Source organism: Cohnella soli (genome assembly GCF_042655525.1).
Classification (GTDB): Bacteria; Bacillota; Bacilli; order Paenibacillales; family Paenibacillaceae; genus Cohnella; species Cohnella soli.
In genome coordinates, this window is record NZ_JBHSMI010000067.1 from 601,352 (window position 1) to 616,136 (window position 14,785).

The 14,785-nt window shown below is 52.9% G+C and carries 12 protein-coding genes; 3 read left to right on the forward strand and 9 right to left on the reverse strand.

Annotated features, from left to right (window positions below; genetic code table 11):
* Positions 1 to 52: 52 nt before the first annotated feature.
* The gene (locus tag ACFPOF_RS32040; protein ID WP_378139998.1) at positions 53 to 1,231 is read right to left on the reverse strand and encodes a phosphodiester glycosidase family protein; all 1,179 of its coding nucleotides are present in this window, start codon (positions 1,229 to 1,231) and stop codon (positions 53 to 55) included.
* A 105-nt stretch (positions 1,232 to 1,336) separates the two neighbouring features.
* Positions 1,337 to 2,140 carry a formate dehydrogenase accessory sulfurtransferase FdhD gene (gene fdhD / locus ACFPOF_RS32045; RefSeq protein WP_378140000.1) on the reverse strand — a complete coding sequence of 268 codons (804 nt, stop codon included), beginning with the start codon at positions 2,138 to 2,140 and terminating at the stop codon, positions 1,337 to 1,339.
* Between the two features lie 128 nt (positions 2,141 to 2,268).
* Between fdhD and ACFPOF_RS32050 the strand changes: the two genes are divergently transcribed.
* Positions 2,269 to 3,144 carry an aldose epimerase family protein gene (locus ACFPOF_RS32050; protein ID WP_378140002.1) on the forward strand — a complete coding sequence of 292 codons (876 nt, stop codon included), beginning with the start codon at positions 2,269 to 2,271 and terminating at the stop codon, positions 3,142 to 3,144.
* Between the two features lie 537 nt (positions 3,145 to 3,681).
* On the opposite strand, the gene ACFPOF_RS32055 is transcribed toward ACFPOF_RS32050, so the two are convergent.
* From ACFPOF_RS32055 to ACFPOF_RS32065, 3 genes are all read right to left on the reverse strand, one after another.
* Complete coding sequence (locus ACFPOF_RS32055; protein ID WP_378140003.1) at positions 3,682 to 4,293, reverse strand: zinc ribbon domain-containing protein; 612 nt, start codon at positions 4,291 to 4,293, stop codon at positions 3,682 to 3,684.
* A 116-nt stretch (positions 4,294 to 4,409) separates the two neighbouring features.
* On the reverse strand, positions 4,410 to 5,300 hold the full coding sequence (locus tag ACFPOF_RS32060; RefSeq protein ID WP_378140005.1) for a TetR/AcrR family transcriptional regulator: 891 nt from the start codon (positions 5,298 to 5,300) through the stop codon (positions 4,410 to 4,412).
* Positions 5,301 to 5,339: 39 nt separating this feature from the next.
* Complete coding sequence (locus ACFPOF_RS32065) at positions 5,340 to 8,402, reverse strand: efflux RND transporter permease subunit (protein WP_378140007.1); 3,063 nt, start codon at positions 8,400 to 8,402, stop codon at positions 5,340 to 5,342.
* A 607-nt stretch (positions 8,403 to 9,009) separates the two neighbouring features.
* Between ACFPOF_RS32065 and ACFPOF_RS32070 the strand changes: the two genes are divergently transcribed.
* Together ACFPOF_RS32070 and ACFPOF_RS32075 are read left to right on the forward strand one after the other, a co-directional pair.
* Complete coding sequence (locus tag ACFPOF_RS32070; RefSeq protein WP_378140009.1) at positions 9,010 to 10,011, forward strand: FAD:protein FMN transferase; 1,002 nt, start codon at positions 9,010 to 9,012, stop codon at positions 10,009 to 10,011.
* Positions 10,008 to 10,577, forward strand: coding sequence for a hypothetical protein (locus ACFPOF_RS32075; protein ID WP_378140011.1), 570 nt, complete (start codon positions 10,008 to 10,010; stop codon positions 10,575 to 10,577). Before ACFPOF_RS32070 ends, ACFPOF_RS32075 begins: the two co-directional genes overlap by 4 nt.
* Here the strand turns inward: ACFPOF_RS32075 and ACFPOF_RS32080 are convergent.
* The 4 genes from ACFPOF_RS32080 to ACFPOF_RS32095 are packed head-to-tail and all read right to left on the reverse strand — an operon-like array spanning position 10,562 to position 14,765.
* On the reverse strand, positions 10,562 to 10,771 hold the full coding sequence (locus tag ACFPOF_RS32080; protein ID WP_378140013.1) for a hypothetical protein: 210 nt from the start codon (positions 10,769 to 10,771) through the stop codon (positions 10,562 to 10,564). The genes ACFPOF_RS32075 and ACFPOF_RS32080 overlap by 16 nt on opposite strands.
* A 43-nt stretch (positions 10,772 to 10,814) precedes the next feature.
* Positions 10,815 to 11,651 carry a PIG-L deacetylase family protein gene (locus ACFPOF_RS32085; RefSeq protein ID WP_378140015.1) on the reverse strand — a complete coding sequence of 279 codons (837 nt, stop codon included), beginning with the start codon at positions 11,649 to 11,651 and terminating at the stop codon, positions 10,815 to 10,817.
* Positions 11,648 to 12,496, reverse strand: a complete 849-nt coding sequence (locus ACFPOF_RS32090) for a PIG-L deacetylase family protein (RefSeq protein ID WP_378140017.1) — start codon at positions 12,494 to 12,496, stop codon at positions 11,648 to 11,650. Before ACFPOF_RS32090 ends, ACFPOF_RS32085 begins: the two co-directional genes overlap by 4 nt.
* Positions 12,489 to 14,765, reverse strand: a complete 2,277-nt coding sequence (locus ACFPOF_RS32095; RefSeq protein WP_378140018.1) for a helix-turn-helix domain-containing protein — start codon at positions 14,763 to 14,765, stop codon at positions 12,489 to 12,491. Before ACFPOF_RS32095 ends, ACFPOF_RS32090 begins: the two co-directional genes overlap by 8 nt.
* Positions 14,766 to 14,785: the final 20 nt, after the last annotated feature.

A 14,785-nucleotide genomic window follows, 5' to 3' on the forward strand; every position in this document is an offset into this window, starting at 1 on the left:
AAAGCTGCATCAGCGTCCCTTAAGGCGAGGCGCCAATGCAGCTTTTGCGATTTTACCATTTGCCCCCGTCGATCTCAGCCGGTTTCATGCCCGCCCAGATGTTCGGCACTTGCACGGCATCGGGGTTTTCGAACACGAGGAATCCGGTCGGCAAGTACCGTTCTCCTGCAGACGAAGACGGCTTGTTCACGATCGTACCTTTCTCGTCGACGAGCACTGTCGACGAACCGCCGTCCAAGTTCGCCGCGATAACGGCGCCGTGCTCGAGCAGAATCTGTTGTGCATCGTACAGGGTCGCCCCGATACTGTAGCCAGGCTGACGACCATCGATCAACAGGAACAGAATCGACCCATCCTCCCGTTGTCCCATAACGGTACGAGGAGCGACGCCCCAGCCTTCCGCCCGGTTTTTGATCAACCCTTTGCCGTTAACGATAATACGCGGCGAGAAGCTGACCGCTTCGGATATGCCCAGATCCATTAATTCCTTGATCGAATATTTGCCCGCAAGCATTTTACCTTGCTTGTCGATACCTACGATTTGCACGCTTTTTTTGCCGCCGAGCCCGTCATAATAAATTTTGCCATTGCTAATCACAAGCCCGATCGGCTTAAATCCGTTGCCTTTCCAGTTCGGGTCGGCGAAACCGCCCGCGTTCACGCCGGCGATCGCGCCCGTGCGCTTCACCATACTCGTAATTTTCTCTCCGCGGCCGACACGGTTCGTCACGACGAGCCTGATCTTCTTCGGATCTTTGACCGTCAGCAGAAAGCCATGAAAACCTTCTCCATCCACTTCTTCGACTGTCGTCAGCTTCCCGGCGTCTGGCTGTTCGTCGGTTTTGCCTTCGTCAGTTGGAACTCCGGTAATCGTATGCTGATCCCGTTCCTCGCCCATCTGCTCGAACCGGTTCGCGTATTGCGCGACCCGCTCGCGGAGCGCTTTCTCGCCAATAATATACTTTGCCCATTCCCTGTGCTGAGTCGTAATGATCGAATCTGCAAGCATGTATCGATATTGATAACCGGACGGCGTCAGGTAAAACCAACCGGCAAATAAGATACAGAACAAGAGACCGGTAAAAAAGATTAATTTAAAAAGTACCCAAAGGACGGGTTTTCTCGTTTTAGCTTTCGCGCCAGCAACTGATTTGCGCTGAGCTCGAGGCGGCATCCCGGGCGGCCTGCCCTGCGTCGACACCGCGACGTTTCTTGGCGGCAGTGACGTCATCGCGTCCACGCTCCTTCAACTTCGAATCGTACCTCTTTTATACGTTGCGAATCGACGTCTTGTTGCGTGATTTCGTCAATTCGACAGCATTTCCCAGGAAATGACCTATTCACCCACCGTAATTCGATCCGCATGCGAATAAACATTCATTGCTCCGCCCCTTATAAATCCGACGATCGTAATGCCGAGATCTTCAGCCAGATTGATCGCCAGATCTGTCACCGCCGACTTGGACAATAACGTTTCGCAGCGCATTTTCGCCGCCTTCAGCAGCACTTCGGACGACACCCTGCCGCTGAACGCAAGTACTTTATCCGCCATCGAAACCCCGTTGCGCAGACAATATCCATACAGCTTGTCTATTGCATTGTGCCGACCGATATCCGTTCGCGCGAGCAGCAGCGTGCCGTCCGCATGGAAAAGCGCCGCATTATGAACGCCTCCCGTCGCTTTAAATAAACCCGACTTCGATTCCATCGCACGCATCATGCTTAAGCAACTATCGTACGTCAGTTTAATAAGTCGCGACTCTATTTCGCGCGCCGTTCTCATATCGGCATAGAAAACAAATCCTTGCCTGCTCTTGCCGCAGCAAGACGTGAGCACCCTCTTGGAGCCGCTGTCTATTAACCAAGAATCGACTCCGGCAATTTCCACATATACCGTCCCTGTGCGATCGTCGTAAGATAGATCTTCGAGCGCAGCGATATCCGCTAGCACGCCTTCGGACGCCATATATCCGACCGCTAAGTCTTCAACCTCTTCCGGAGAACAGACAAGCGTCGCGAACTCTTCGCCGTTCAAGACGATCGTCACCGGCCATTCCGTCGCCACATCGTCTTCGAACGTACGAACGCCATCCGGCTCGTAACGGACGACGATTCTTTTGCCAGCTACAGGCTGCGTCATGGCCCCACCTCCGCTCTTCTTCTACACTATATCGGCTTGCGATTGGCGGTTCAATAAATATTGCTATAATAGAGGTAGTTTAAAAAGCCCGATTTTGCTCACACTCGACATAACCTGGAGGTACTACATTGACTGCTACGACTAATTATGCCATTCAGCGCACAACGGACGGCTACCCGCTATATGAACTGATTGAACGGGATACCGATTCTTCGGTGATCGTATGCCCGGAGCGCGGAGGTATCGTAATCGGCTGCCGTCTTCACGGCATCGAGACGCTTTATTTGGACAAGGAAACGTTCCTGAACCCCGAAGCGAACATTCGCGGCGGCATCCCCATCTTGTTCCCGATCGCGGGTCAACTCGTAAACGGACAGTACGAATGGGAAGGCGAGACGTACCGGATGAAAAATCACGGCGTCGCTCGCATTCTACCTTGGGAAGTTGTCGAGACGGGTACAGACGGTGCCGCTTACGTGACTATTGCCCTTTCCGCCAACGCAGAGACACGTGCAGCGTTCCCTTTCGACTTCGAGCTACAGTTCACGTACCGGCTCAAGAATGGCGTTCTGTCGATCGAACAGCAATACCGTAATCGGTCGGACAAACCGATGCCGATGGTCGCCGGTTTCCACCCGTACTTCGCCACCGAAGGGAAAAACTTGACTTACGGCACCGACGCCACGCGTATGCTCGACTATAACGACAAGCAGGAGAAACCTTTTGACGGCACGCTGCGTCTCGAAGACATGGTCGAATCAGCCGCGCTTCTGGATGCAAACAAAGCCGAGATTACGTTCCCGCTCGTCGGGAAACACCACGTTCGCCTGACCTACAGCGAGCAATTCCGCTACGTCGTGCTCTGGTCGGTCGCAGGCAAGCCGTTCGTCTGCGTCGAACCTTGGACGGCGCTGAACGAAGCGCTTAACGACAAGAAAGGGCTGCTGTCTATCGAGCCAGGAGCTTCGCTGGCGCTGTGGATGAACGTCGAGCTGCTCGATTGATTCGATAGCAATTCCCTGCTCGGAGCCACATCCGTAGGGGCTCATTGCAGGCCGTTGCTCGAAAAATTCGAACATCTCACTCCCGGAAGGGGCTCATTGCAGGCCGTTGCACGAAAAATTCGAACATCTCGCTCCCGGAAGGGGCTCATTGCAGGCCGTTGCTCGAAAAATTCGAACATCCCGCTCCCGGAAGAGACTCGCTGCAGGCCGTTGCTCGAAAAATTCGAACATCTCGCTCCCGGAAGGAACTCGCTGCAGGCCGTTGCTCGAAAAATTCGAACATCTCGCTCTCGGAAGGAACTCGCTGCAGGCCGTTGCTCGAAAAATTCGAACATCCCGCTCCCGGAAGAGATTCGCTGCAGGCCGTTGCTCGAAAAATTCGAACATCTCACTCCCGGAAGAGACTCATTGCAGGCCGTTACTCAAATTAAGTCGTAGGCTTTAAATTAATCGACAGTCTCTTAATCGGATTAAATCATAATAACGCACAACCCCCGGTCGCCTTTTCCGAGAGAAGGCACCGGGGGTTGCTTGTTGTTAGAACACGTCTAAATACCACTTGTCGTCATGTTTGGCTAGCTGAAACGATTCTTTGAGCGTTTGTTCGGTATGATCTTGGCTGACTCGCATGCTATATTCCACCGTAGCGTAATTCTCCTCCATCTTGACGCTCAAGATTTCATAATCGTGAATCTTTAACGTGTCCGCCTCAAACATCTCTTCGTATCGCTTGATGATTTCCTGCTTACGCACGTCCGAACTTTCCGCCCACCAAGCATAGGCAACCATCTTCTCGGCTTTCTCCGCCTGAGCCGCCTTGATGAAGCCTTTCACCGCGCCTTCCGGCGTCGATTGCGTTCCGCCTCCTCCGCCTGCAAACTTCAGGACAAGATACAGAGCGGCCCCAACGGCCAGCAGCACTAAAATCAACACTTTCGCTCGTGTCGACAAACTGAACGTTCTTCCTTGAGGCAATCCCGCGAACGGGTCCGGATCGGAAGCCGGCGAATCGAACGCGGCGGCGACCGGTGCAGGTGCAAATTCAAAAATCGCCTCTTCCGCTGGCGGTTTCGATTTGATTTCCGTGCCGCAGCTCGGACATGCAATCGCGGAAACAACCAGCTTCTCTCCGCATTCAGCGCAGTACATATGTTTCCCCCCAAGCCCTGAAGCTGTCATAGCTATTCCTTCTAACTATACACAACTTCGCAGGGCAATTGGACATGGGAACGCAAAATTTAGAAGAACTTAAACATCATCTTCCGTTAGACTGACCGCTCCAATACCGTAAGCCGCTCATTCCATTCCGCAGGGCCAAGCTGTCTCGTCAAGGCGATCATCGCCTTGTACATCAAAGGATGACGGATAGATGGTCGCTCGGCCTCTTCCTTTAATGCCGTTAACGCTCCCATTAAATCCGCGTAAACCCCATCGTCCCAGCGCGACGGGTCTGATGCCGCCTCCGAGATCAATTCACGCACGATGCCAGCGGCACCGCCTTTGTCTTTCCCCGCGCCCATTCCCGCCATTTCGCGAAGTCGGCTCAAGTTCGCGGAGGGCAGGATCGGGGGATGTCCGTCACGCTTCATCCCCACAATCATGTCGTCCAGCCTACCCGTCAGAAACTTGCCCAAGCCCCGATCGTCGAAGCTTTCCTCCTCGAACAAAATCGCCTCAAAGTAAGGGCCGACGATCCCCGACATAAGCGCGGACGCATCGCCGAGATAACGATCGACGGAGTCTCCGTAGATCGCGCTGAGATGTTGCAAATTCCACAGCTTCCCTCTTACCCGAAGCTGCAGGAACTTCTCGCGGATTTGCGGCTGCAGGCCGCTTAGCGGTTCCTTCATCAACATTCGCATGAAATCCAGATGTTCTCGGATGAAGCCGAACTGCCGTTCGATCTGCGTCGCGAGCTTCTCGCGCGGGGGAAGCCCGGCTTCACCGGGCAGTTCCTCCATTTGCTCGAACAGCATTTCGCCGTAATACTCGATAACGGAAACGAACAGCTCTTCCTTCGATTTGAAGTAAAAATAAATCGAACCTTTCGCCATCCCCAGTTCGTCCACGATTTCTTGAATGGACGTTGCATTAAACCCTTTGCGGGCGAAACATTTGATCGCCGCGTCGAGAATTTGTTTTTTCTTATCCTGCAAACCGAACGCCCCGCTCTCCCGTCGAATCGGCTACCTCGATTATACCGCCGCTTTCTTCGGTTTCCGTCTCATTTTCATGAGCAATTCGTAAATGATCGGCACGATGAGCAGCGTCAGCAGCGTGGAGCTGATCAGTCCGCCGATAACGGTCACGCCAAGCCCCTTCGAGATGATACCTGCGCTTTCGAATCCGAATGCCAGCGGCAGCAGCGCCCCGATCGTGGCAAGCGCGGTCATCAGAATCGGACGCAGACGCGTACCGCCCGCTTCAAGCAATGCCTCGCGCGTTGTCATGCCGTCGCGTTCCTTGTGAATGACGCGGTCGATGAGTACGATCGCGTTCGTGACGACGATACCGATCAACATAAGCGCGCCCATCAGCGCGGATACGCTCAGCGTCTCGCCTGTCACGTACAAGGCAACCAATCCGCCGATAATCGCGAACGGCAGCGAGAACATGATCGCGAACGGCGCAAGTCCTCCCCCGAACGCCAGTACTAACACGAGATATACGATTGCGATCGCCGCGAGCATCGCCAAGCCGAGCTGCGTGAACGTCTCGTTAATTTGCTCGGTGACGCCGCCGAACTTCACTTCGACGGAAGACGGAACGTTAAGCTTGTCGACTTTCTCCTTCAGAGTGCTCGACGCTTTTGCCACGTCCGATTGCGTAATTTTCGCCGTCACATTGACGACCATCTTGCCGTTCTGACGAGCGATCGAGTTCGGCGACGTGCCTTCCTCCACCTTCGCGACATCGCGAATGGCAACTTCGACGCCGATCGGGGATTTGATCTTTTGGTTCAAAATATCATCGATGCTGTTGTAAGCCGCCTTGTCGACGTCCACGTACACATCGTATGTTTTGCCTTGTTCCACAACTTGCGTCAATACTGGTCTTGCCCGCTGAGGGCTCAAAGTCATCGCTATTTGACCTGCGGTCAGGCCGTATTGGCTCAGCTTCGCCTGATCGGCAACGATCGTATACTGCTCATACGTCTTCGACAAGCTCGTATCGACTTTCTCGAAAGCGGAATCCGCCTTCATCAAGTCGGCGATCTGGTTCACGACCGGCGTCATGTCTTCGAGATTGTCCCCGAATACGCTTAAGCTGAAGCTGCTTCCGCCAAGCCCGCCGCCTTGATTCATCTCTGCCCATGTACCGGTCGGAACGGCTTTGTGCAGCCCTTCGATGAGTTCCTTTTTCTTATCCGCAAAATGTTTCGTATCTTCCTTAAACTGCATGTAGAACAATCCGTTCTTGGAAGGCCCCGGCTGCAGCGGGTTCTCTCCACCGACCGAGTATTGTAGACTGGTGACGTCGGGAAATTCCCGAAGGTACTTCTCCGCGATAAGCGCCTTCTGCTCGACATCTTCGACGCGGTCGCCCGGTTCCGGCGTATAGGTCACCATCGCGTATTTGTCTTCTTGCTCTGGCAAGAAGCTGGCGCCAATCAAAGGCACCAGGAACAAGCTGCCGATAAGAAGCGCGAACGCGATGACGAGGGTAATGATTTTATGGTTTAACGCCGAGTTCAGCAAACCGCGATACCCTCTGGCCAATCTTCTCGGTTTCTCATCGTGATCATGGCCCTTACCGGCCTTAATACCGTTCTTGAACATCTGATGCGCAAGCATCGGCACAACAGTAACGGCCACCAGCAGCGATGCCATCAATGCGAACACAATCGTGAGCGCGAACGGCAAGAAAATTTGTCCAACCATACCGCTGACAAGTCCGAGCGGCAAGAACACGGCAATCGTAACAATCGTCGACGACATGATCGGTAAGAACATCTCCCGTGTCGCTTCGAGCACGAGCTCGCGTCCTTTAAGTTTCTCGCCCGCAAGCGACATGCGACGGTAAATATTCTCGATGACGACAATCGAATCGTCGACGACCCGACCGATCGCAACGGTCATAGCGCCGAGCGTCATAATGTTCAGCGTAATGTCGAATTGCTTCAGCACGAGCACTGCAATGACGAGCGACAATGGAATGGATACGATGGAAATTAGAGTCGTACGGATGTTTCTCAAAAACAACAGAATAACGATTACAGCGAACAATGCGCCGAAAAGTGCTTTACTGAGCATCGTTTCGACCGATTTCTCGATCGGCTTGCCTTGGTCGAGCATAATATCCAGCTTCAGGTCTTTGTATTTCTCCTTCAGCTTGTCCGCTTCTTTCTTAACGCCGTTAACAACATCGACCGTGTTGGCATCGTTCGCCTTAACGACCTGGATGCCGATCGACTCCGCGCCGTTCGTGCGGGAGATCGATTGCGCCTTGCCGGACATGACGATGTCGGCGACGTCGCCAAGCTTCACAGGCCCGGCAGCTTTGCCGCCTTGCGCGGAAGGCATAACGGGAATAACGATGTTCTTCAAATCTTCGATTGTCGTCACGTGGCCGTCGACAACGACGGACTTCTCCGTTTTGTCGAGTTGGAACAAACCGAGCGGCACTTTCAGCGCGGAGCCCTGTACGATCCCTTTTACGAGATCTTCTGTCAGCCCAAGTCCAGCGAGCTTCGCCTGATCGAACTTCAAGCTAACCTCTTGAACAAATTGTCCGGCGATCTGCACCGAAGCGACGCCTGAGACACCTTCGAGCGCAGGCTGAATTTCCTCCGAGACGATTTTCGTCAAATTCTCGAGATTGCCTTGTCCAGATGCGCTGAGCGAGATAACCGGGAAGGAATTAAAACTGAATTTCGAGATGTTAGGCGCTTTAACTCCATCCGGCAACGTGACACTCGCCGCCGCTTCGCGGAGCTGAGCCACGGCCGCGTCCATGTCTTGCCCGAAATCATATTCGATAAAAATCGAAGAGACGTTTTCCATCGACGTTGAGTTGATGTTTTTGACGCCTTCGATATTTTGAAGTCTCTTCTCTAGCGGCGACGTAATATTCTTCACGACCGCGTCAGGTGTCGCACCCGGATAGACGGTCGTTACGCTGAGGAACGGAAAGCTCAAGTTAGGCAAGCTTTCCTGCTTCATCGTCATGCCGGAGTACAAGCCGGCCACAACGACGATGACCGTGATCATCCATAAAGCAAATTTGTTTTTCAACGAAAATCCGATGACACTCTTCACTTCGTCTCCACTCCTTAGTTTGCAAATATCTTTCTCTTATTGAACGATCGTTCGATTAGTAAAATATAAAGGATATCGCATCCGTTTGCAAATTATCGACAATTTTTCGAACGATTGTTCAATTGATTTACTTCACTCTTCTGTATCGCCCGGCCAAGCCCCGTAGCGCCCAAACCTTCAGTAATCTTTCAGTTTCCCCTCATGTTGCTTTCATCATGCTTTTTTATACTTTTCATAAGATCTACTCACAAACAGCCGTCGAAGGAGACGTGAATATGCGTGCAAACGTGAAAAAACAGCTCAAAAAGTGGGCGATAACGTTGGGGGCTACGCTGTCTGTCGCGCTGATATTCGAACAAGCGCGAACAAGCGGCTCGTTCCCGGTGAACACGAATCAGCCTCTATCATCGGAAGTTAGCGATTCAAATCGCATCCAGCAAGAACCAACTGTTCGAGACGTTCCTCCCGATACAGATTCCGGGTCCGGGTTCAGTATGAGAAGGCAACGCTCCGACAACAGTTACCGAACTCCCGCCTCGTCTAGTCAGGAAAACGGGGATTCCGGCTTCCGCTCCAGAACACGGCAATCCTGAAGGAGCGCAATACAATGACACATACGATAAGAGATGAATTTCGTGCGATGAACACCGACATCGAAGTCACTCTTCTTTGCGAGCAGCCCTCTATGGCGGAACCGACACGAATGATCATCCGCGAATGGTTTCATTCCATCGAGCAGCGCTTCAGCAGGTTTAACGATGACAGTGAGTTAAGCAAACTGAACGGGGCGCACGGACTTCCCGTCGCCGTATCCTCTGTTATGTTAGAAGTGCTCGGACATGCGATGGAATATCGACGGCTGACGCATGGTATTTACAATCCTTGCATTTTGAATGCTTTGGAGCGCTCGGGCTATTCGGCCAGCTTCGAGCATATCGGCGAAACCGCCGACAGGTTGAATTCAACGTCAGGAACAATCCATCGTGCCCCGACGGGAGTGTCGACCGACACTGTGCGGCAAAGATGGAAGACGTATCCGCTGCTGCGGTTGGCTCGACTGACTCGCGGCACGCGTATCGATCTCGGCGGAGTTGTCAAAGGATGGGCCGTCGATCGAATCGCAGCCATGCTCCGTTCAAGCGGTTGTTCTTCAGGCCATGTGAATGCTGGAGGGGATTTGCGAGTATGGGGCTGGGGTCAAGACGATCTGCCGAACTGGCAGATCGATATCGACTCGCCATGGTCGTCAGACGAAGAAAACGGCAAAGCGATATTGGCTTCCGCCATAATCGGCAACGGCTCAGCGGCGACCTCCGGCACGACACGTAGAAGATGGACGAGCTCATCCGGCACGATGCACCACTTGATTGACCCGCGGACTGACATGCCGGCTAATAGCGACGTGCTGCAATGCACTGTTGTCGGCGCATCGGCCGTGGATGCGGAGATCGTCGCGAAGACCATATGTATCCTCGGCTCCGCGGACGGGGAGACGTGGGTTAAGCAAGCTTTTCCGGAGTATGACGTGTGCGTAGCGCTCAACAACCGGACGACAACAATATGGAGGGGACGCGGCTCCAGCGTCCGATGGGAGGAGAAGCGATCATGACGGACATTTTATTAGAACTGCCCACTTGGACGATTACGAGAGTCGCCGGTTTGCTTGCTTACGGATTTTTGTTTCTTGGCGTCATGCTCGGCATCGTCTACGGTATCCCTCAATTAAAGGGGAATTGGAAGAAGCGCACCTATTTCTGGCATGCCAAAACGCAAGGAGCGGGCATGCTCCTTGCGCTCGCACATATTCTCATTCTCGCAATCGACCGCTATTCTCCGTTCACTTGGGGGCAACTGCTCATTCCGTTCTCTTACCCGGATCACCGCATCGCGTACGGATTAGGTTCTCTTTCCTTTTACTGCTTAGTTCTCGTACTCGTCACAACGGACTTCCGCATGTTTCTCGCGAAGCGGGTATGGCTCTTTCTCCATATGGCCGGCTATCCTGCATTTTTCCTTGCGCTTGCGCACGGACTCGCCTCCGGCACCGACACGAGCTTGCCCGCCATTCGATGGAGCTATGTCGCCACCGCGGCGGCACTCATTCTCATCACGTTCATCCGAGTCGGGGCGGAAAGCTTCGCCTTTCGGCGTCGGTCGGTTCAGGCAAATCGATAATAGATCAACAGAAACGTTGCCAGAACAAGTAAGAAGTTCAGCGCCACGAATACGATTCGGTCCACTCTCGTCTTGTGCATCTCGACGGGCGGCTTATAGAAGCTTACGCCTTCGATTATAAAGAGCACCAAAATAATGTGAATCATAAAATGACCGACGATCTCGACGTAACCGAAAAGCCTGCTGACCGGCAACAAAAAAACCTGCTCCACGAACAGAGCAGGTTCTGAATTGAATCTAGCTATTGCTGCGAATCATCGGGAACAAAGCGAGCCTTCGTTCATCTGTCAGCGGCCCGACATTGTAAGAGGCGTATTCGAAAGGTTCAGCGTAGCGAATCGCCTCCGCCCGGCTCGATCCGTATCCTTGGCGAAGCGCCTGCTTCATCTCGTCCGATACGTCCATGAATGCCGCCCAACCGCGAAGCAGGAATTCTCGTTTGCCTTCCCAGTCTTGCGGAATGGTATCGTTCATTTCTTTCTCGTGCGGGGCGAACTCGTAAAATTGCGTCGCATGAGCGTCGCAGGCTAACAGCTTCTTCTCCAGAGCCGGGCCGATATCCACGACAATGTCCGCGCGATAACGGTTCCGCATCGAATAGTCCGGCATAAGAAGGAACAACGGTGCTTTGTCCAGACTCGGCGTGTCGGGAACGATATTAGGCACTTTCGCGACGAAAGCCGAGGCGTCGGCCACGATTCGTCCCGCATACCGATTGTCCGTGTGCGTGCATCCATCCGGATGGAACGCGATGACAACATCCGCCTTCCAATTGCGGATTCGCCGAATGACTTCTTGCCTAAGCTCCAGAGTCGACATGAGCGCCCCGTCGTGATTGTCCAAAATTTCGTATTCCTCGATCCCGAGATGTTTGGCCGCCTCCTGCGCCTCGCGCGCTCTGCGCTCCGAAAGCTCTTTCCCCTTCATCCGGGAATGTCCCGCATCCCCGTTCGTTAAGGAAAGAAATTTGACCTTATGCCCCATCTCCGCGAACAACGCAGCCGTCCCGCCAGCATAAACATCCGGTTCGTCCGGGTGCGCTCCAATTACGATCACTCGAATCGGATCACTCATTGACTCTCTACTCCCCCTCGATGCTCGAACATCGGGAATAATGCCCTTACCCGGCTTTCAGCACCGTCCGAATTGTATTTCGCGAGCTCGAAAGGCTCGGCGTACTGGAATTCGTTTGCTCTTTCTTTGCCATAATACTTTTCAAGAGCAGGCTTCATCTCGTCCGCGACATGAATAAATTCGGAAATATCTTTCATAAGAATCTCGCGGCGTTCCTGCCAGTCGGAAAGTTCCTGAACGGTGAGGCCTTTCGACCATGGCTGATATTCGAAAAATTGAGAATAATGCGCATCGCATCCGAGCAACTTCTTCTCCAGCACCGCATCGATCCCGACGACGACATCCGCTTTGTAGCGTTTTTTCATCGAGTAATCCGGCATGAGCAGAAATATCGGCGCTTTGTCCAAACATTCGACTTCCGGCACGACGTTCGGGACGCGCGCGACGAAGGGAGCGGCATCGCTGACCGCGAGCCCAGCATACCGATTATCGGCATGGGCGCCTCCTTCGGGATGGAAAGTAATGACGATATCGGCTTTCCATTCGCGGATTTGCTTGATGATCTCGTAGCGCAGCTCAAGCGTGGGCATAAGCGCACCGTCCGGGCAATCCAAAATTTCATATTCGGCAAGGCCGAGTCGATTTTTCGCCTCGATCGCCTCCCCCGCTCTGCGCTCAATAAGATCCTGACCGCTTAAGCGATAATGCCCGCCGTCACCGTTCGTTAACGACAGAAACTTCACCCTATGGCCCAACTCCGCGAACATAGCGGACAGCCCTCCCGCGTATTTCTCGCCTTCGTCCGGGTGCGCGAAAATGACGATGACGTTGATCGTTTTACCCATGTGCCATCTTACCTCCCCGCAAATTTGCACGATATTCGCTCGGCGTAACCCCGACTTCCTTCTTGAACACCGTAAAGAAGGTGCTTCTGGACTGGAAGCCTGACTGGATTGCAATCTCGGTGATCGTGCAATCGGTTTGCACCAGCAAATATTTCACCAAATGGATTCGCTCGTTCAAAATATATCCCGCCAATGCGGCGCCCGTATGCTCTTTGAACAGTGTCCGAGCATAATTGACGGATAATGAGACGTGATTGGCAATCTCTTCGATCGTCAGCATCGGATTGTGGATATTTGCCTTCACGTAATGAAGCATTTCCTCCACGCGCTCATCCTGCCGATCGCCCGTTTGCCGTTCATATAAGCTGCCGATAATCGAATCGACATCTTCTTTTAACTGATGCATCGCCTCGTCAAGCGTGTTAAATCTGTCCAACTCCGAACGAATGCCGTTCAGGCTGGACGAATACATCACTTTGCCAAAAATTTTATACAAGTTATAGATCAGGAACGTCAGCTGAAGCTTGCATTCGTCATAATGCAGACGCCGAAGCTTGTTGCCCGCTTCATCAAGAAGCTGTCTTGCCTTATCCGACTGACCGAGCCGAATGGATTCGATCAGTTCAGGCGGTATCGTATCGTCGGTTAGCGGCCTGGAAAGGAATGCATCGCCCTCGTAATCGGACTCTTGATAAATCCGGCCGTTCCCGTCGATGAAGCTGAACGTCGCGAGCTGGACGATCTTCTCGTACACAAGCCTCAGATCGTGATCCGCGCTTTTGCGGTCGCTAATGCCAACCGTAAGTCGCAGCTTCAACCATTTCGACACGCGATCGTTCATCTCTTCGAAATAAGGAACAAGGTCCTGCGGCCGATCGTCCGAACCGATGCCGACGAGGAACACCAGATGATTACCGCCGAAATCGATGCTTTCCATTTGCCAATCCCGCTGTACGATCGTTTCGCTGGCGATGTTGACGATGGTGCTTTTCAGTACTTTGCGGGAAGAAAAATCGTATTTGTCCGACAAGGCGGCATACGAATCGATTCTGCAGACGACAAGCACAAGCTCGTTGCAATTCGGCAGCGGGCTCATTTGTTGCAATCGACTGCGCATGTCATCTTCCAACTTCCCTTGAAGCACCCATTCCCGCAAGTAGTCCTCTTTCAAGATCGTGTTCTGATCCTGCATGGAAGAGTTCAGTTGGTCGATCCGTTCGGACAAAATACCGAATCCGTTCTGAATCTGACGCACCTCTGCGTTTGGCAGACTTCTCAGCCCCCAGCCGCTTTCCGCAGCAAGGCCGAGTCTTCCCGAGATTTGCTTCGCCAGCAGGCTGATCGGACGATGGACTCTTCTCGTATTCCAGAATAAGATGGCGATGAGCAATGTAAGCAACCCGATGAAGGAATAGAGAATTTTGTGCTTAAACGCAGTCACATTGCGGAACCAATCGTCCATCCTGGTGGAGTAATAAATCGTCCAGTCCTGTATGCCAACCGCGTCATAAGACACGATCCATTCGCTTCCTCCCGCTTCCATTCTGATCGAATCCTGGCGCAACCGATGACCGTTGTCACGCAGCAAGCGCAGCAGTTCTTCATCCGATTGGCCGATCAGCGGCCGATCATCTCCGTCTGTCACTTGAATGTATACGCCGCTGTCCTTGTTTAACTCGAGGAGCGATTTCTGCAGCGCTTCGTTATTGATCCATATGAGCAAGAAGCTTTTGTCGATGCCGCTACTTTTGCCGAAGGGCAGCGTAATCGCAAGCCCCTCTTTCTCGCCGAAACGGTGCTTCGTAATCCAGAAATAGTTCGGTGAGCCGTCATGGAAAAGCGATTCCTTGTCGAAGCTTTCCATCTCGGCTCTCGAAATCATGCCCCTCTTATAATCGAACATCCGCTCGATTTGGGAGTTATACAAGACGACGGATTCGATGAAAGGCTCGGTGACGAGCCTTTTCTTCAGTAGTTGGACAGCGTCGTTCAGCACAAACGGGTCTTCTCTCCGAAGTTGAATCCACTTCCTGATTTCCGGCTCTTCGAACAATCCGAGCGTAATCTGTTTCAAACGGTCTATGACTGAAACGAGATTTTCTTTCGTTTGCTCCAGCTTATACTTGTCGTTCCGTTCGAGCTCTTGCGAAGCGTATACCGAATATTGGCGCGATAAGTAGAGGGAGAAGGGAATGACCGTCATAGCAAATACGATGGCCAAGATAAGAAACGCCTGAAAATAGGCTTCCGCTCGGATATATTTACGCATGAGATTCCCTTCCCCCCGGG